The organism is Sphaerisporangium rubeum (genome assembly GCF_014207705.1).
GTDB classification, from domain to species: domain Bacteria; phylum Actinomycetota; class Actinomycetes; order Streptosporangiales; family Streptosporangiaceae; genus Sphaerisporangium; species Sphaerisporangium rubeum.
The window spans coordinates 5,559,793-5,576,764 of the sequence record NZ_JACHIU010000001.1 but is presented as its reverse complement, the minus strand read 5'-3'; the positions used below and the strand labels follow the sequence as shown (position 1 = coordinate 5,576,764).

Annotated in this window: 18 protein-coding genes and 1 tRNA gene; 17 read left to right on the top strand and 2 right to left on the bottom strand. The window is 67.8% G+C overall.

What is annotated here, in order from left to right:
* Positions 1–13 precede the first annotated feature (13 nt).
* The 8 genes from BJ992_RS23755 (at position 14) to BJ992_RS23720 (ending at position 7,886) form a co-directional block, all read left to right on the top strand.
* On the top strand, positions 14–1,105 hold the full coding sequence (locus tag BJ992_RS23755; RefSeq protein WP_184984575.1) for a RapZ C-terminal domain-containing protein: 1,092 nt from the start codon (positions 14–16) through the stop codon (positions 1,103–1,105).
* The gene (locus BJ992_RS23750; RefSeq protein ID WP_184984573.1) at positions 1,102–1,494 is read left to right on the top strand and encodes an RRQRL motif-containing zinc-binding protein; all 393 of its coding nucleotides are present in this window, start codon (positions 1,102–1,104) and stop codon (positions 1,492–1,494) included. Before BJ992_RS23755 ends, BJ992_RS23750 begins: the two co-directional genes overlap by 4 nt.
* Positions 1,491–2,471 carry a conjugal transfer protein TraI gene (locus BJ992_RS23745; protein ID WP_184984571.1) on the top strand — a complete coding sequence of 327 codons (981 nt, stop codon included), beginning with the start codon at positions 1,491–1,493 and terminating at the stop codon, positions 2,469–2,471. Before BJ992_RS23750 ends, BJ992_RS23745 begins: the two co-directional genes overlap by 4 nt.
* A gap of 133 nt (positions 2,472–2,604) precedes the next feature.
* Entirely contained in the window at positions 2,605–4,815 is a 2,211-nt protein-coding gene (locus BJ992_RS23740) for an FtsK/SpoIIIE domain-containing protein (RefSeq protein ID WP_246496761.1), read from the top strand.
* Between the two features lie 187 nt (positions 4,816–5,002).
* The gene (locus BJ992_RS23735; protein ID WP_221474950.1) at positions 5,003–5,170 is read left to right on the top strand and encodes a hypothetical protein; all 168 of its coding nucleotides are present in this window, start codon (positions 5,003–5,005) and stop codon (positions 5,168–5,170) included.
* Between the two features lie 27 nt (positions 5,171–5,197).
* Positions 5,198–5,698, top strand: coding sequence for a hypothetical protein (locus tag BJ992_RS23730; protein WP_184984569.1), 501 nt, complete (start codon positions 5,198–5,200; stop codon positions 5,696–5,698).
* A gap of 53 nt (positions 5,699–5,751) precedes the next feature.
* On the top strand, positions 5,752–6,660 hold the full coding sequence (locus BJ992_RS23725) for a bifunctional DNA primase/polymerase (RefSeq protein WP_184984567.1): 909 nt from the start codon (positions 5,752–5,754) through the stop codon (positions 6,658–6,660).
* Positions 6,657–7,886 (top strand): DUF3631 domain-containing protein, encoded by a 1,230-nt coding sequence (locus BJ992_RS23720; protein ID WP_246496760.1) that lies wholly within the window; start codon positions 6,657–6,659, stop codon positions 7,884–7,886. Before BJ992_RS23725 ends, BJ992_RS23720 begins: the two co-directional genes overlap by 4 nt.
* 40 nt (positions 7,887–7,926) lie before the next feature.
* Here the strand turns inward: BJ992_RS23720 and BJ992_RS23715 are convergent.
* A protein-coding gene (locus BJ992_RS23715) for an IS5 family transposase (protein ID WP_425503720.1) occupies positions 7,927–8,732 on the bottom strand; the annotation gives its coding sequence in 2 pieces (ribosomal slippage) (positions 7,927–8,384 and positions 8,384–8,732; 807 coding nt in all).
* Positions 8,733–8,918: 186 nt separating this feature from the next.
* Here BJ992_RS23715 and BJ992_RS34390 point away from each other — a divergent pair.
* The 4 genes from BJ992_RS34390 to BJ992_RS23695 all read left to right on the top strand — a co-directional run bounded on the left by BJ992_RS34390 (position 8,919) and on the right by BJ992_RS23695 (position 12,155).
* The gene (locus BJ992_RS34390) at positions 8,919–9,107 is read left to right on the top strand and encodes a helix-turn-helix transcriptional regulator (RefSeq protein ID WP_343072823.1); all 189 of its coding nucleotides are present in this window, start codon (positions 8,919–8,921) and stop codon (positions 9,105–9,107) included.
* Positions 9,104–10,516 carry a tyrosine-type recombinase/integrase gene (locus BJ992_RS23705; RefSeq protein ID WP_184984563.1) on the top strand — a complete coding sequence of 471 codons (1,413 nt, stop codon included), beginning with the start codon at positions 9,104–9,106 and terminating at the stop codon, positions 10,514–10,516. Before BJ992_RS34390 ends, BJ992_RS23705 begins: the two co-directional genes overlap by 4 nt.
* Positions 10,517–10,780: 264 nt before the next feature.
* Positions 10,781–11,503 carry a hypothetical protein gene (locus BJ992_RS23700; RefSeq protein WP_184984561.1) on the top strand — a complete coding sequence of 241 codons (723 nt, stop codon included), beginning with the start codon at positions 10,781–10,783 and terminating at the stop codon, positions 11,501–11,503.
* 241 nt (positions 11,504–11,744) lie between these two features.
* Complete coding sequence (locus BJ992_RS23695) at positions 11,745–12,155, top strand: hypothetical protein (RefSeq protein ID WP_184984559.1); 411 nt, start codon at positions 11,745–11,747, stop codon at positions 12,153–12,155.
* Between the two features lie 328 nt (positions 12,156–12,483).
* On the opposite strand, the gene BJ992_RS23690 is transcribed toward BJ992_RS23695, so the two are convergent.
* A tRNA-Arg gene (locus BJ992_RS23690) sits at positions 12,484–12,557 on the bottom strand.
* Positions 12,558–12,683: 126 nt separating this feature from the next.
* Here BJ992_RS23690 and BJ992_RS33940 point away from each other — a divergent pair.
* The 5 genes from BJ992_RS33940 to BJ992_RS23665 all read left to right on the top strand — a co-directional run bounded on the left by BJ992_RS33940 (position 12,684) and on the right by BJ992_RS23665 (position 16,960).
* Complete coding sequence (locus BJ992_RS33940; protein ID WP_184984557.1) at positions 12,684–13,604, top strand: tyrosine-type recombinase/integrase; 921 nt, start codon at positions 12,684–12,686, stop codon at positions 13,602–13,604.
* Between the two features lie 166 nt (positions 13,605–13,770).
* A complete protein-coding gene (locus BJ992_RS23680) occupies positions 13,771–14,571 on the top strand; it encodes a phosphotransferase (RefSeq protein WP_184984555.1) in 801 nt (266 codons plus the stop codon).
* Entirely contained in the window at positions 14,534–15,565 is a 1,032-nt protein-coding gene (locus tag BJ992_RS23675) for a cobalamin biosynthesis protein (protein WP_425503695.1), read from the top strand. The genes BJ992_RS23680 and BJ992_RS23675 overlap by 38 nt, the downstream gene beginning before the upstream one ends.
* A 382-nt stretch (positions 15,566–15,947) precedes the next feature.
* The gene (locus BJ992_RS23670; protein ID WP_184984551.1) at positions 15,948–16,319 is read left to right on the top strand and encodes a thiol-disulfide oxidoreductase DCC family protein; all 372 of its coding nucleotides are present in this window, start codon (positions 15,948–15,950) and stop codon (positions 16,317–16,319) included.
* 458 nt (positions 16,320–16,777) lie between these two features.
* The gene (locus BJ992_RS23665; protein WP_184984548.1) at positions 16,778–16,960 is read left to right on the top strand and encodes a hypothetical protein; all 183 of its coding nucleotides are present in this window, start codon (positions 16,778–16,780) and stop codon (positions 16,958–16,960) included.
* Positions 16,961–16,972: the final 12 nt, after the last annotated feature.

Sequence of the window (16,972 nt, the reverse complement as noted above, 5' to 3'; positions counted from 1 at the left end):
GGGAGAGCACACCATGACCAGCAACATCGAGTACACCCACCCCGACGTGTTGACCATCGGTGTCCGCGACGGCTGGGCCGACCCGCAGACCGACCCGGCCCGCATTGACTGGGCTCCCCGTCAGGCCGCCGCCGTGATCCCCTTCGCCGTGGTGGACGGCCGCCCGGTCAACCCGCACGCGCCGACCGGCATCCGCTACGGCCGCAACGAGCTGGGCCACTGGGGAGAGCAGGTCTGCGCGGACGCCATCGTGACCGCCACCGACGAGCACGGGTATCGGTGGCTGGTCATGGTGCAGCGTGGCGACGGCCACGGCTGGGCGCTGCCGGGCGGCACGGTGGACCCCGGCGAGGACCCGGCCGACGCCGCGGTCCGGGAGCTGGGCGAGGAGACGGGCCTGTTCCTGGGCACCGGCGGGAACTTCCAGCCCCTCCCGGCCCGGTACGTCCCCGACCCCCGCGCCTCCGATGAGGCATGGATGGTGACCGTGCCCGCCCTGTGTGACCTGGGGAGCGTTGCCCCCAGCAACCTGCCTGCGGTGGTGGGGGCCGACGACGCCGCCCGCGCCGCATGGGTGCGCGCCGACAGCTACACCGGCCTGACGCGGCACCTGGCCGACGTCTACGGCGACGCCGTAGGGGTCGTGTTCCCCGCACACGTGGACCTGCTGCGCGATGTCCTCGACCGGCCCGTCCCCGCCCCGGCCGTCCCCGCCGAGATCACCATCGTCTCTTTCGGCTACGGCCACGCCGCGCCGCCGGTGGCGGACATCACCCTCGACGTGCGCCGCTCACTGCGCAACCCGCACCACGACCCGTCGATGCGCTACCGGACCGGGCTCGATGAAGCCGTTGCCGCGCACGTCATGGCCACACCCGGCGCCACCGAGAACATCCGCGGCCTGGCCGTGCTGGTGGCCGGCATGCTGCCCGGCACGCCCACCAAAGACGCGGTGACCGTCGCCATCGGCTGCGTGGGGGGCCGTCACCGTTCGGTGGCCCTGGCCGTCGCCCTGGCCGCCCGGCTGGAAGGCATGGGCATCGGCGCCGCGGTGGAACACCGCGACGTCGCCAAGCCCGTGCTGTCGAAGGGACAGCACCGATGAGCCGGTTCCGCGCCGCGTTCTTCGACCCCACCGGCTCCCGGTACGGCATCCCCACCTGGCCGTGGCGGATGGCCCCGCCGCACCTGATGACCATGCGCCAGCTTGCCGCTGCTGGGCGTCGGCCCGGTGGCCAGCAGGTACAGGCACAGGTGTTGTGGCGCTCTGGCCGGTACCGCGCCCCCGGTGGGGTGCGTGTGGCCTACCTGTACGACGTACGGCTGTCGCTGCCCAAGCGCACCCCGACCGCCGCTCAGCTCGAAGCGCTGGCCAAGGCCAACGCCGCCCGCCGCACCTGCCCGGACTGCAAGACCGACGCCGGTTACGTCCTGCCCCGCCACCTCGGCACCTGCCTGGACTGCGCCGACCACACCGAAAGGAGCGCCGCGTGACCACCGCGACCCCGGCCCCTGAGCCGACACCCGAGGACATCGCGCGCGGCCTGGCCGACCTGGAACACCACCTCGCCGTCAACACCCCCGCCCCCTCGGCCACCAGCCCGGCCGGCGCGACGCGGGAGACCCGGCGCGTCCAGCGGTTGCGCGCCGAGGTCGCCGAAGCCCACCAGCTCGCCCGGCTTCAAAGCGACGACGCGCCGCTTCTGCTGGACACGCCCAAGGTGCGCAAGCGGCGCCGCGCCGCGCACGAGGCCGCCCGGCTGCACGCGCTGGGGCAGGACCCGGCCATGCGCGCCTGGCAGGCCGCCCGCATGCGCCGCGTGGTGGTGTGCGCGGCCATGGTGTCGCTCACTTTGGCGCTGGCCTGGTCCACCGCGGGTGTCCAGCACTTCGCCGCCGACGGCGCCGGCGCGTGGTCGCCGTCGTGGGTGTTCGCCTGGCTGGTGGAACCGTTCATGTCCCTGGCGTTGCTGGTGGTGGTCGGCTCCCGCGCCTACCTGGCCACCCGTGGCCAGCCCATCGCCTCCCGGACGCTGGTGCGGATCGAGTGGCTGTTCCTGGCGCTCACCCTGGGCATGAACGCCTGGCCCTACCTGCCCTGGGTCGCCGAGGAGTTCAGCCTTTCCCGGCTGGTGCTGCACGTGCTGGGGCCGATCGTCGCCGTTGCCGTCGTGACCGCCCTGCCCATCATCCTGGCCGCGTTCACCGACCTGCACCACGGCACCGACGACAGGCTTACCGGCCTTACGTACGGCGAAAACACCCATGATCCGGTAAGGCCACCCGCGACCGACACGGCGTGGCCGTCCGTGATCGAGATGCCCGCTTTGGTGCAGCGGGCACGGGCACTCATCACCGCCGGAGAGCTGCCCGCGACCCCGAGCGCCTACAAGCTTCGACAGGTTCTCAGGTGCGGGATGGACGACGCCCGCGCCGTCCGTGACGCCCTGCTGGCCGAGGGGATGGCGTGACGGGCCTGCGCATCACCCCCACCGCCATGCCCCTCACCATCCCCGCAACGACGCGGGACGCGGCCCCATCCGCCAAGACAACGGCCGCGCCCCGCCACCCCGCCCGCTTCAACACGTACGAGGTGACCCCATCATGACCCCGCCCAACCAGCCTGGCGACCGACCCGCACCAGATCGGGACCTGTTCCCCGACAACACCGCGATGGACCGGACCGACGACGGCCCCGGCGCTGAGGTCGTCTCGATCGAGACCGCCCGCGCCGGACGCCACCCCTACCCACCCGCCGCGCCCGCCGCGGACCAGGGCCAGGAGGACAGCGACGGCCCGGCGCCGCGTGTTGACCCGCCCGGCACCGATGGCCGTGACTGGCGTGCCGAGCTGGCTGACAAGGTCAAGGCGCGCCGGGCGATCGTCCCGATGTGGCTGCGTTCCCGTGCCGAAGCGGTGGACACCCTGGCATGGGCCGGTGGCCACTACCTGCACGTGACCGGCTACCACGCCGCGCGCTCCCCGCTGTATGCCGGACGGCTGGCCGCCCGGTCCCCGCGTGGCCTGGCCCGCACCGTCGCCAGCTTTGTCCGCTGGACTTTCGATCTGGAGGGCGAGCCGATACGGCTGGCGGCAGTGCGCAGGGAAGACCCTGAGTCCTACCTGAAGTTGTCGCGGCAGCGCGATGCCCGGGTGCGGCTTCGCCTGCCGGTGGCGATCCTGGCCGCGATCGTGTTCGGCATCTCGTCTTTGCTGCTGGCCACCGCCGCCCCGACGTCGGCCCAATGGGGCGCGGTGGCCGCGCTGGTGGCCCTGCTGGGCATGCTCGGCGCGCCGGCGGACCGGCCGCTCATCGACCGCGCCGTGGTGGCCACGAAGGTGGAACGGCTGACCTCGACCGTCGTGATCGATGCCCTGGCCGCGCTCGGTATCGCCGAGATCAACAAGGCGACCGGCAAAGGCGGACGCGGCATCGGTTTCCCCGCACCGATCACCCGTGACGGCCCCGGCTGGCGCGCCGATGTGGACCTGCCGCTCGGCGTCACCGTGACCGACATCATGGAACGCCGTGACCGGCTCGCCTCCGGCCTGCGCCGCCCCCTCGGCTGCGTATGGCCAGAATCGGCCCCCGGGCAGCACGCCGGACGGCTGGTGCTATGGGTCGGAGACCAGGACATGTCATCGGCCAAGGCCCCGGCCTGGCCGCTGGCCCGGACCGGCACCGCCGACCTGTTCAAGCCGGTGGTGTTCGGCCACGACCAGCGCATGCGCCCGGTCACCATCCCCCTGATGTACGCGAACGTGTTGATCGGCGCGATGCCCGGCGCCGGCAAGACCTTCGCCCTGCGCGTGCTGCTGCTGGCCGCCGCCCTCGACCCCACCGCCGAACTGCGGCTGTTCGAACTCAAGGGATCAGGTGACCTGTCGGTGTTCGAGTCGGTTGCCCACCACTACGGTTCCGGCCCCGACGACGACACCATCTATGCCTGCCTGCTCAGCTTGCGGGAGGTCTACAAGGACCTGGAACGCCGCGCCAAAACGATCTCGAACCTGCCTCGCGACATCTGCCCCGAGAACAAGGTCACCCCTCAACTCGCGGCTAAGCGATCGCTTGGCCTGCACCCGCTGGTGTTCGCCGTCGACGAATGCCAAGAGCTGTTCTCCCACCCCGAGTACGGCAAGGAAGCCGGGGACCTGGCCACCGCCATCATCAAGCGAGGCCGCGCCCTGGGCGTGATCCTGCTGCTGGCCACCCAGCGCCCCGACAAAGACAGCCTCCCCACCGGCGTGTCGGCCAACGTCGGCATCCGGTTCTGCCTGCGGGTCATGGGCCAGGTCGAAAACGACATGGTGTTAGGCACGAGTGCGTACCGCAACGGCATCCGCGCCACCACGTTCACCGTGCGGGACAAGGGCATCGGCTACCTGGTCGGCGCCGCCGAAGACGCCCAGATCGTCCGCTCGGCCTACCTGGATGGACCCGCCTCCGAACGGATCGTCACCCGCGCGCACGCCGCCCGCACCGCCGCCGGCACCCTGTCCGGCCACGCCATCGGCGACACCGAACCCGCCGCGCCGGCGTTCGATCTGCTGTCGGACATCCTGGCCGTCGTCCCCGCCGGTGAGGGCAAGGTGTGGTCGGAAGTCGTGGTCACCCGCCTGGCCGAGCTGCGCCCGCAGATCTACGGCGGATGGGAGAGCGACCAGTTGGCCGCCGCGCTCAAACCGCACGGCATCGACACCGTGCAGATCAGCCGACGCATCGACGGAAAGCAGATCAACCGGCGCGGCATCGACCGCGACCGCATCACCGAACTCGTCACCGAACGTAACCGGGATCGTCCCGCCGGATGACCCCATCGCAGCGCTACCGGTAGCGGTTCCCCCCGCTACCGGTAGCACCCCCGCTAGCACCCCAAACGCTGATCTACCAGCCGACTAGCACGCTAGCGCCCACCTGCACAAAGCCCCGGAAACGGCCCAGGAGCCACCCGTGACCCTCCTCATCACCGCGCTACTGCTCTGCCTACCCATCGTCACTGTGTGCTACATCGCCCGGTGCCTGCTCTCCCCCTGGGGCACCTGCCGACACTGCCGCCCCGGCAAGAACCGCACCTGCCGCACCTGCTCCGGCACCGGCATGCGCCCCCGCATCGGCTGGCGCCTGTACGTCTACGCCCGCCGCCTCCACCGCGACGGCACCCGCTAACCCCACCTCCAAAGGAGCATCCCCACCATGCCCACACCTGACACCGACCGCCCGACCATCCCCACCCGGCAACAGATCGGCACCCACGACCTCCAGACCTGGCGCGTCGTCCCCGCCGAATGCAACCCCGCCGGACACCCGTTCGGCCGATGGGCCATCGCCGCCGGCGACGAGGAATGGGACCTGTACATCGAAGTGGCCGACGCCGAAGACTGCCGCGCCGTCGCCGAGTTCATCGTGACCGCCGTCCACGACCACGCCCAAGACCGCCGCCACGCCGCCGCTACACACGACATCCGAACCGAGATCGAACGCCTTCGCGCTGCCCGGCACGACGCCGCCACCCCCTACCACTTCGACAGCGCTCGGCTCACTGAGGCGACCGCCGCGCTCGGCGAGATCGCCCGGCACATCGCCACCGCCCGCCAGCACCGGCGCCACCCCCGCGACCACGCCTTACGCCGCCACGTCACCCACCTGGCCGCGCTGCTGGTGCTGTGGCTGCACGCCGACAGCGCCACCGACTGACCGCATGACCGCATGACCGCCACAACGTCCGACCACAGGAGGTCACCGGCGTCATGAGCACCAACCCGACCCTGCGGTACGCCCTGGCCGCCGCCGCCCGCGGCTGGCACGTCTTCCCCCTCACCCCCGGCGACAAGGTTCCCCCGCGTGGCTTCGACTCCTGGGAGGAACGCGCCACCACCGACCCCGCCACCATCCGGCGATGGTGGGCACGCGGCCCGTTCAACATCGGGATAGCGTGCGGCCCTTCCGGCCTGGTCGTGCTGGACCTGGACACCCCAAAAGGAGGGGCTACGCCCCCGCCTTCTCTCGGCCTGCCGGGCGACGCAGACGGCGCCGATGTCCTGGCACTGGTCTGCGAACGCGCCGGCCAACCCTTCCCCACCCTCGAAACCTTCCAGGTACGCACCCGCCGGCGTGGGACCCACCTGTACTACACCGCCCCTGCCGACGGCCCGGCGCTACGCAACACCGAAGGCGACAAGGGCAACGGCCTGGGCTGGCTCATCGACACCCGCGCCGCCGGCGGCTACGTCGTCGCCCCCGGCAGCTTCGTCAACCTGCCCGACGGCACCGGCGCCTACGAGGTCGTTCACAACGCGCCCCCGGCCCCGCTGCCCCCCTGGCTGTCCAAGCGTCTTTCAACCCCACCCGCGGCGGCGCCCAAACCCGTCCGCCTGGCCCTGCCCGAGAACCGGCGCGGCAACTTCCTGCGCGCCGCGATCAACGGCGAGCTTGACCACCTGGCCGCCGCCAAAAAGGGACAGCGCAACCGCACGTTGTACCTGGCTGCCACCGCCCTGGGCCAACTGGTGGCAGGCGGCGCCCTCGACGCGAGCGAGGTCACCACCTTGCTTGAACAGCAGGGGGTCGCCATCGGCCTGACCGCCACCGAAACCCGCCTCACCGTCGCATCCGGGCTCAGAAACGGCACCCGGCGCCCCCGCACCGTCACCGCATGACCAACCCACCCGATCACCCGGGAGATCGTTCCATGACCCAACCCGACACCAGGCCCGACGGCGCCGCCCTGCTCGACGCGCTGCGCGACGCACTCACCCGATACGTGATCCTGCCATCGCCCGAGGCCGCCGACGCGGTCACCCTGTGGATCGCCGCCAGCCACGCCCAACCCGCATGGGCGCACGCCCCCCGCCTGGTCATCCGCGCCCCAGAAAAGCGCTGCGGCAAGTCCCGTCTGTTGGACGTGACCGAGGCCACGTGCCATGACCCGTTCATCACCGTCAACTCCAGCAGCGCCGCCGTCTACCGCTCCATCAGCGAGGACCCGCCCACGATGCTGGTCGATGAGGCCGACACCATCTTCGGTCCCAAAGCCGACGGCAACGAAGACCTCCGCGGCCTGCTCAACGCCGGCCACCAGCGCAACCGCCCCGCAAAGAGGTACGACGCCAACACCGGCCGCGTCGAGTCCATCCCGACGTTCGCCATGGCCGCGCTCGCCGGAATCGGCGCCATGCCCGACACCATCGAAGACCGCGCCGTCGTCATCCGCATGCGCCGCCGCGGCCCCGGAGAGTCGGTAGCGCCTTACCGGCACCGCCGCGACCGCCCCGCCCTGCGCCAGCTCGCCGAAGACCTTCGGCTATGGCTGCGCGCCGACCTGGAAACCCTGGAGAAGGCAGAACCGCCCATGCCCGTGGAAGACCGCGCCGCCGACACCTGGGAACCCCTCATCACCGTCGCCGACCACGCCGGCGGCACCTGGCCCGACCGCGCCCGCGCCGCCGTACTCGCCCTCACCGCCGAAGCCGACGACAACACCGAAATCTCCAACCGCGTCCGCCTGCTGGCCGACTGCCGCACCGCGTTCGGCACCGACCCCGCCCTAGCCACCGTCACCCTGTTGGAGCGGCTCAAGGCCGACCCCGAAGCGCCGTGGGCCGACTACGGACCCAATGGGCTCACCGCCATGAAGCTCGGCGTCATCCTTCGCGAATACGACATCCGCTCGGCCAACATCCGCTTCACCGACGGCACCCAGGCCAAGGGCTACCAGCGCGCCGACTTCACCGACGCCTGGGCACGCTACTGCCCCGCCCTCGACACGCCGCCGACCACGGGAAACGCCGACATCCCCCTGTTCGAGGGGGGAAGCCGTCCCAGCCGTCCCAGCCTCGTCATCGCAGGTCAGCGCGGGACGGCTTCCAACCGTGGGACGGCTTAGCCGTCCCAGCGAACACGCCTCGTGGGACGCCTAAGAGCACCTAACGCAATGAGGCGAGGCGTCGCCAGCAGATGAGTGCGCAGGCGAGCTTGAGGAAGGCTTCGTGGATGTCGGCGCGGATCTCCCAGCGGATGCGCAAGCGCCGGAAGGCGTGCAGCAGGGCGAAGGTCTGCTCGACGACCCACCGTTGTTTGCCCAGGCCGGAGCCATGCTCGGTGCCGCGTCGGGCGATCAGCGGGCGGATCTGCAGCTCGCGGACCAGGCGGCGGTACTTGTCGTGGTCGTAGCCGCGGTCGGCGAGTACCGCATCGGGGCGTTGCCGGGGGCGCCCGCGCTTGCCACGGACTTTGGGGATGGCGTCCAGCAGCGGGCGAAGCTGGGTGACATCATTGCGGTTGGCGCCGGTCAAGATGACGGCCAGCGGGACGCCGCCTGCATCGGTGATCAGATGGTGCTTGCTGCCGGCTCGCCCTCGGTCGACCGGGGACGGGCCGGTCTGCGGCCCCCTTTTAACGCCCTGATCTGCGAGGAATCCACCGCGGCGCGGGAGAGGTCGAGCGCGTCAGCGGCGCGCAGCCGATCGAGCAGCACTTCGTGCAGCCGCTGCCAGACGCCGGAGGCGTTCCACTCGGCCAGGCGCCGCCAGCAGGTCATGCCCGAGCCGAAGCCCAGTTCCTGAGGCAGGTGTTCCCAGGCGATCCCGGTGTGCAGCACGAACAAGATGCCCTGCAACGCCAGCCGATCATCCAGCCGCTTACGCCCCGGATGCCGGAACCGGCGCTGACGCTGAGGCAACAGCGGCTCGATCACCGCCCACAACTCGTCGCTGACCTCCCACGGCTTCAGCTTGGCCACCCGTGGTCCTCTCACTCGGCTACAGCGAGAGATCAAAGCACAACAAAGATCATTCTGTTAGGAGCTCTAAGCCGTCCCAGCCAGACAAGCCGTCCCAGCCTGACCAGCAGAAATGACCCTGGGACGGCTGGGACGGCTACCCCTCCCCAATCCGCCGAATTGCAAGGAGAGACACCCGTGGCCAGGGCCGAAAAGCTCACGATCGCGGACATCTGCGAAGACCTCGGCATCAGCCGCTCAACCTTCTACGACTGGCGGCAGAAAGGCCGCGCGCCCAGGTGCATGCGACTTCCGAACGGCGACCTGCGCGTGCGTCGCGCCGACTATGACCGTTGGCTTACCAGCCTGGAGGACCTGACCGGATGAACGGCACCACATACAAAGTCCGAATTTACAAGACGGAAAAGCGGAAGAACGCCAAGGGTGTGGTCACCTCCTATCGCGTTCTTTGGCAGACCGATGGAAAGTCACGGAAGAAGGCATTCCAGAAGACAGCACAAGCGGATGCCTATCGCAGCGCCCTGGTAACCGCCAGCCGCAACGGTGAAGCATTCAGCATGGCCACTGGAGAACCCGTCTCGTGGGCACGTGAGGACAAGCCCGAGATGAGTTGGTACGACTTCGCCTGCCGCTTCGTTGACATGAAGTGGAAAGCCGCATCCGCGAAGTACCGACAGGACATCTCACGGGCACTCACCGCTGCCACGCCGGCCTTGCTGGCTGACGGCCCTGGAAAGCCGGATGCGCTCGCCCTGCGTACCGCCATGCGACGCTGGGGGTACAACACCAAGCAGCGCGCCGACGCTTCGCCCGAGGTGGCCGAGGTTATCCGCTGGCTCGCTGAGAACTCGCAGCCCGTGGCAGTGCTTGCCGACCCGGCAATTCTTCGTGCTGTGCTGGACACCGCAACGTCCCTGCTGAATGGCAAGCGAGCCGCCACGAGCACGGTCATCAGAAACAAGACCATTCTCCAGAACGCCCTTGATTACGCCGTGGAAATCGGCGTTCTCGCCGAGAATCCCATCAAGAAACTCAAGTGGAGTCCGCCAAAGGTTGCACACGAAGTGGACCGGCGAAGTGTCGTCAACCACGCGCAGGCACGTGCACTGCTCAAAGCGGTTGGTGAGCAAACACGTAGCGGTCCCCGTCTCGTGGCCTTCTTTGCAGTCATGTACTACGCCGCACTTCGCCCAGAAGAAGTTGTCAATCTCCGGGAAGACAACGTCATCCTCCCAGCCCTGGTGCTCAACGAGGAAACCGGCGAGTGGGAAGAACCGGCGAACGGTTGGGGTGAGCTGCATCTCGCCGCGGCGGCCCCGTTCGCCGGCCGCGAGTGGACCGATGGCGGCACGCTCCGCGAGGAACGTGCCCTGAAGCATCGCGCGGACGGGCACACCCGCGCCGTCCCCTGTCCGCCCGCCCTGACGAGAACTCTGCGGGCTCACATGGCCGTCGCGTACGGCAGGGGACCGGACGGACGTCTGTTCTTTGGAGAGCAGGGCGGGGAGTTGCCTGGTATCACCTACCGGCGCGCATGGAAGAAGGCGCGTCGGACGGCTCTCACGGACAGGGAGTACGCCTCACCGCTGGCCCGGCGCGTGTACGACCTGCGGCACGCCTGTGTCTCAACGTGGCTCAACGCCGGCGTCCCTGCTACCCAGGTAGCCGAGTGGGCAGGGCACAGCGTGGAAGTCCTCCTGCGCATCTACGCCAAGTGCATCGTGGGCCAGGACGAAGCGGCCAAGCGCCGGATCTCCGAAGCGCTCGACGGCTGACGAGCACGCCGGGGCCGCAGGGAGATGTTCGGAAGAACGTCCCGAGCCTCGATCACGGCGGGACGCAGCCGGAGATGCACGAGAGAGCCCCTGACCGCGAAGCCGCTGGTCAGGAGCTCTTTTGGAGCAACGGGGGCACGATTTGCAGGATTCGAGCCCTGCAACCGTCGGATTAGTTGTTGCTGAGAGATCTCCATGGTCGGCTCTACCCTTGGCTTTATGCAATCATCAGGCCCTATTGAGCGAGTCGCTACGTCGACAGCCATGACCATCATTAGCATCGTCGCCGACGCTGCGGCCGTCGCGGCCCTCCTGCTCTCTGACGACGTGCGTGACTGGGTAAAGCAGAATCCTTTCGTTCTTTTCTGGGTCACTGCTGGACTTATTGTGGTTTTTGCAGTGTTCGCCAATCGAGCTGCCGCGAGGTTGCGAAAGTGTGAGGGGAATAGAATCGCCGAGCTGCAAAAGCGTGACGATGAGCACGCTTCCGCGCTGCGGACGCGCGACGAGCAACTAGACGGGCTAAAGGTCGAGATTCAGAATCTTGAGCGGCGGCTACATCCCACTCTCCGCGACAAGGATACATTCGCCGAACTGCTAAAGCTATTTCCTTGGGAAAAGGGCGCCATGATGTTTCTGGAGCATGGATTCAACGCCAAGAAGTGGAGGGGGGTACGGGTTGACGATTTGTACGGGTTTACTGATGGATGGCGGGAGCGGTTTTTTGATGATATGGAAGTCCAGGATGTGTTCATTGAGTTCCGTTCATGCTGCGAAAATCTGACGGTCTGGCTTGGTGCAAATGGCTTCGCATGCTCGGATGCCCTGCCAAATGGGGACTATGTGTATGAAATTGTCCCTGCAAGTGAGCGTCAAGGAGGATGGGCGGAGTACGACGCGGTCCGCGATGAAGGGCTTGAGGCAGCAAGAAATATGCTTGAAGTGAGGCGAAAGATTGAAAGGGTCGGACGTGCACGCGGACTTTGAAGCCGAACCTGTCATGATTCGCAATGGTTCCCGCAGTTCTAGCCCAAGGAGATCGATTCGATCCGGCGGCGTGCTGGCGGGGAGCGCGTGTCTCGGTATGGTGCGGCAGTCTTATGGCGATGCCCCCGCGCGGCGCCTATGCCGGAATCGGCGACCCTGCGTTGTCAACACAGGGTCGCGTTACTTGCCGTCATTGATGTCTCTCTATCCCATCGTCCTCACCCGTCGGTACGGTCCGTGAGTGGCCCAGACGAAGAAGAACAAGGGGTTCATCGCGAAGTACTGGGGATACGCGCTGCTCCTCGGCCTAATGGCGGCTTGGTGGCTAGTGGACGACAAAGTCAAAGTCGCGCCCTTCATCATCGCTGGCTCGCTTCTGGCGATCTACTACTTCCTGTTTCGGGTGCCTCGCCCCTGCGGAGCGCAAGGTAGGGATGGTGCATGTAGGAACAACGCCTACGGGCTGATGGCCGGCTGCCAGCTTCAGCAGCACAAGCGGCAGAACTTCTTTCGCCGACTGGGCTCGGAGAAGCTCCGCCGTCTCAATCACGGCTTGTGGACCTCACCCAAAGAGGGTCTAGCTTCCATTGCAGCCCTGGCATCCGCGGTGTCCTGTCTCGCAGCCATCGTTGCCCTGTTCCTCCCCAAGTAGCCGGGGTGCCGCATCTAAGATCTCCGGCGCCGCGCCTCCACGGGCTCAATGCTGGCGTCCCTGCTACCCAGGTCGCCCAGTGGACAGGGCACAGCGCGGAACTCCCCTGCGCATTTACGTCAAGTGCATCGTGGGTCAGGACGAAGCGGCCAAGCGCCGGATCTCTGAAGCGCTCGACCACTGAGGACCCGTAGCCGGAGCCGTGGGAACGCATTGGGAACAACGTGCCGTAGATCCTCGGTGACAACCGGACACAGCCGGACAGCAACGCAAGAGCCCCTGACCGTGAAGCTGCTGGTCAGGGGCTCTTGCGACTGGTTGTGGAGGGCGCGCCCTGCAGGATTCGAACCTGCGACCGTCGGATTAGAAGTCCGGTGCTCTGTCCGGCTGAGCTAAGGGCGCTTGGTTTGGGGTGGTGAACTGGGGGTTCACGGGTCATGGTGGAAGGTAGCATATTCGGTCGGCGGTTGAACAGTATCGGATTTGGAGATGGTTGGGGTGCGGGGTCGAAGATCTGAGGTGCGGGTTGTGCCGTTGTTGGAGCTTGTGGGGTCCTGGGAGATGGCGTTGCGGGCGGCGGGGCGGTCGGAGGGGACGGTGCGGAGTTACCTGGACAGCGTACGGGCGCTGGCTGGGTTTCTGGCGGAGCGGGGGGTGTCGGCGGATGTGGAGGGGGTGGGGGTTGAGGATGTTCGGGGGTTTTTGGAGGTCTGTGCGGTTGAGACCAGTGCGGGGAATGCTCATAAGCATTTTCGGAATCTTCGGGTGTTTTTTAACTGGTTGATAGCTGAGGGGGAGCGTGTTGCGGGGTCGCCGGTGGAGGGGGTTGAGGCGCCTGAGGTGGGGGTGCGGGGGGTTGAGGTGTTGGGGGAGGGGGAGTTGGCTGCGTTGGTGGAGGTGTGTTCGGGGGGGTCTTGGGTGGATCGACGGGATATGGCGATCATTCGGATCTTGATGGACAACGGGATGCGGGTCTCGGGGCTGGCGGGGTTGCGGTACCGGCCGGATGACGAGAGTCAGAATGATGTGCGGTTGGAGGAAGGGGTGTTGCGGATCGATCGGGGGGTGGGGAGGGAGGCGCATCTGGCGCCGGTCGGGGCTCAGGCGGTGGGGGCCATTGATCGGTATCTGCGGGCTCGTGCTCGGCATCCGCATGCGTCGTCTCCCTGGTTGTGGTTGCCGATGCGGGGGGTCACGGCTCGGGGTGGGGAGCGGAGGCTTACGGCTTCGGGGATTCAGCAGATCTTGGAGCGGCGGGGGAGGGAGGCGGGGATCGCGGGGCGGCTGCATCCGCATCGGTTCCGGTACACGGTGGCGGAGGGGCATCTGGCGGCCGGGGGGGATCCGCTTGAGTTGATGAGGATCACGGGGTGGAGGTCTACCGAGATGGTGCGGCGGTTCGTTCAGACTCGGGGTGGGGAGCGGGAGGGGGAACAGGGGCCTGCTTGAGGTCGGATTCGGGGAGCAGGGGCGGAAGTACGTAGGTGGCGGAGTGGTCGACGCTGTGTCGGGGGCGGATTTCGGGGGTTCTTGAGGGGGCGGAGGTGGGCTGTTTCGGGTGAACTCGCACTTCAGGACATGTGATCTTGGTGGGGTGGGGCTATGGTTGGGTGGCATGGGTTTGCGTACGGCCGATGTGGAGATCGGGCTTCCTGGTGGGGATGTGACGGGTGGGGTCGTGCGGGTCGGGGATACCGTGCGGCGGAGGATGGGGCGGTCGGCTGAGGCGGTTCATGCGTTGTTACGGCACCTGGAGGATGTGGGGTTCGAGGGGGCGCCTCGGGTGCTGGGGGTGGATGAGTCGGGGCGGGAGGTGCTTTCTTACTTGCCGGGGGAGGCGGGGGTTTGGCCTCTGCCGGCTTATGTGGTGCGGGATGACGTGTTGGAGGAGCTTGGGGGGTTGGTTCGGCGGTATCACGATGCGGTGGCTTCGTTTCGGGTGCCGGCGGGTGCTGTTTGGGAGGACGGGTCGGGGGATGACGGGGTGCCTGAATTGGTGGGGCATTGCGACATCACTACGGAGAATGTGATTTTTCGGGATGAGCGGCCTTGGGGGTTGATCGACTTCGATATGGCGCGGCCGGTGACGCGGGTGTACGACATCGCCACCACCTTGCGGCACTGGGGGCCTGTCGCTGATCCGATCGATCGGGATCCTCGGCAGCGGGGGCTTGATGTGGGGAGGCGGCTGCGGCTGTTCTGTGATGCCTACGGATTGGAGGCCGGGGAGCGGCGGCGGTTGCTGGAGGTCAGTCGGTTGCGGTTCGGGCGGTCGTACGAGCGGATGCGGGTGCGGGCTGTTCGTGAGGGTGGGGGGTGGGCTCGGATGTGGGACGCGGGGGCGGGGGATCGGATTCGGCGGGCCGCGGCTTGGCTTGATGCCAACTGGGATGAGCTTGCTTTTTGTCTGCGGTAGTACCGTTTGTGCTTGCTTGGTGATCGGTGTTGGGGAGGGGTGTGTTGTGCGGGGGCTGGGGATTTTGCTGGGGGTCGCGGCGGATGGTTTGTTCGGGGATCCGGAGGGGGTGGGGCATCCGGTGGCCGTTTTCGGACGGTTCGCGGGGTGGGTGGAGCGGCGGGTTTATGGGGGGTCTCGGGGACGGGGGGTTGTGCATGTGGTCGTGTGTGTGGGGGCGGCGGGGGGTTTGGGGGTCGTCGCTGAGCGGGTGAGCCGGAGGAGTTCGGTGGGGCGGACTGCTGTCACGGCGCTGGCTACTTGGGCTGTGCTGGGGGGGACCTCTCTCGGACGGGAGGGGGTGTTCATGGCTCGGGCCCTTGAGGGTGGGGATCTGGAGGCGGCTCGGGGGAGGTTGCCGCATCTGTGTGGTCGGGATCCTTCCGGGTTGGGGGAGGGGGAGTTGGTTCGGGCCACGGTGGAGTCGGTGGCGGAGAACACATCGGATGCTGTGGTGGCGCCGTTGTTCTGGGGGGCGGTGGCGGGGGTGCCGGGGTTGCTTGTTTATCGGGCTGTCAACACGTTGGATGCGATGGTGGGGCATCGGTCGGAGCGGTACGAGCATTTTGGGTGGGCGGCGGCTCGGGTGGATGACTTGGCTAATTGGGTGCCGGCGCGGGTTACGGCGGGGTTGGCTTGTCTGCTGGCGCCTGTGGTCGGGGGGTCTCCCCCGGAGGCTTTGGCTGTTTGGATTCGGGATGGGCATCGGCATCCGAGTCCTAACGCGGGGCGGTGTGAGGCGGCGTTCGCGGGGGGGTTGGGGGTTCGGCTTGGGGGGCGGAACGAGTACGGGGGGCGGGTGGAGTATCGGCCTGAGTTGGGGGATGGGGGGCGGCCTGAGGTTTCTGACATCCGGCGAGCTGTGCGGCTTGCGCGGGTTGTGGGGGTGGCGGCGGGGGTGCTGGCCGTGGGGGTGTCCTGGGGGCTGCGGGGACGGCCGACTGTCCGCAGGTGAGGTGGCGGGGGCCGTAGGGCGGCGCCGGGTTCGCCGTGCCACTGCTCGCCGTCGCGGCGCCGGTCGAGATGGTGTCGAGGTGGGAGGACGGAGGGGTGTGGTGCCGGGTATGCGGGGAGCCCGCTACCGGGTCGAGTTTGGAGGGTGACGCGTCGCGTGGTAATCGAGCCGGGTCTGGAGGGTGACGTGTCGCGTGGTTACCGAGCCGGGTCTGGAGGGTGACGTGTCGTGTGGTTACCGAGCCGGGTCTGGGATCACGTTCGGCATGATGCCTCCGGCGTCTGGGGACATGGGGCCGGAGATCACGGTATCCATGTGTAGGGTCGCGTGGTCGCGGAATGTAGGGGTTCAGGTCGGATCCACGGTGCAGGGGGCTACGAGCATGCTGCTGGTCTATGACGGCGATTGTGGTTTTTGCCGGCTGTGCCTGGATTTCGCGCGTAAGTACCTGCCGTTCATGCCGAGGGTGTCGGCGTGGCAGGGGCTCGATCTGGCTCGCCATGGGCTCACCTTGGCTCAGGTCAACGCGTCCGTGCAGCTGCTCGGTCCGGACGGCATGCGTGCTCATGGTGCTCGCGCGGTCGGCATTCTCCTGGCTGTGCAGCCGTCCTTGCCGTGGCGGATCCTCGGAAATGTCGCCCTGACACCGCCGATCAGCTGGGTCGCCGAGGTCGTTTACCGGTTGGTCTCCAGGTATCGTCATCGTCTTCCTGGAGGTACGGGGGCCGGCACCTGTGGCATCGGTGCCAAGTGACACGCTGTACGGCGGCGCCGGCTTCGCCGTAGGTGGTGCGGGCCGCGTCGGCGCCGGGGAGGGGTGCGGAGGTGGTGGTGGGTGTTTCGTTCCGTGGTGCGCGTTGCGATCCGTGGTGGGTGCGTGAATGTGCCGTTCGTGGTGGGGTCGCGATTCGAGGTAATGCGATCAATGGTGTGGATGTCGCCGTTCGTAGTGGATGTGCTGTATGTGCCGTTTGTGGTGGGGTTGCGGTCCGGGTGGGTGTTGTATGGGCGATGAGTGTTACGACTCCCGTGCGGCCGCTGTTCGTGGACTCGGTGGTGCTCGCCGATGTGGCGGAGGGGCACCGGGTGGGTCGGTGTGTCGGTGATGTGGTTAGTCTGCAGCGCTTGGTGTCGGGGATGGGGGTTGTGTCCGCAGCGGTTGGTGTGTCGGTGGGTGTGGTGTCTTGCAGAAGGTGGGGTTGAAGAGGGTGGGTGACTCGCAGGTCGGGGGGTTCGTTGTACTCGGGGACCCTAGGTCCCCACCAGGTCGTCCACGAGCGTGCGGCCCGGTTCCTCGTCAAGGACATCGAGCCGGAGGACTTCCTGCGCATAGAGCTCGACGTCGGCCGCGGCCCAGGGCACGTCGACCGGCGGCAGTATCAGGCACGGTCTTGAGGCATTGGTGAT

Coding starts and splice junctions, on each gene's coding strand:
- BJ992_RS23755 (WP_184984575.1), top strand. CDS start 14: ATGACCAGCAACATCGAGTACACCCACCCCGACGTGTTGACCATCGGT.
- BJ992_RS23750 (WP_184984573.1), top strand. CDS start 1,102: ATGAGCCGGTTCCGCGCCGCGTTCTTCGACCCCACCGGCTCCCGGTAC.
- BJ992_RS23740 (WP_246496761.1), top strand. CDS start 2,605: ATGACCCCGCCCAACCAGCCTGGCGACCGACCCGCACCAGATCGGGAC.
- BJ992_RS23730 (WP_184984569.1), top strand. CDS start 5,198: ATGCCCACACCTGACACCGACCGCCCGACCATCCCCACCCGGCAACAG.
- BJ992_RS23725 (WP_184984567.1), top strand. CDS start 5,752: ATGAGCACCAACCCGACCCTGCGGTACGCCCTGGCCGCCGCCGCCCGC.
- BJ992_RS23720 (WP_246496760.1), top strand. CDS start 6,657: ATGACCAACCCACCCGATCACCCGGGAGATCGTTCCATGACCCAACCC.
- BJ992_RS23705 (WP_184984563.1), top strand. CDS start 9,104: ATGAACGGCACCACATACAAAGTCCGAATTTACAAGACGGAAAAGCGG.
- BJ992_RS23700 (WP_184984561.1), top strand. CDS start 10,781: ATGACCATCATTAGCATCGTCGCCGACGCTGCGGCCGTCGCGGCCCTC.
- BJ992_RS23680 (WP_184984555.1), top strand. CDS start 13,771: ATGGGTTTGCGTACGGCCGATGTGGAGATCGGGCTTCCTGGTGGGGAT.
- BJ992_RS23675 (WP_425503695.1), top strand. CDS start 14,534: ATGCCAACTGGGATGAGCTTGCTTTTTGTCTGCGGTAGTACCGTTTGT.
- BJ992_RS23670 (WP_184984551.1), top strand. CDS start 15,948: ATGCTGCTGGTCTATGACGGCGATTGTGGTTTTTGCCGGCTGTGCCTG.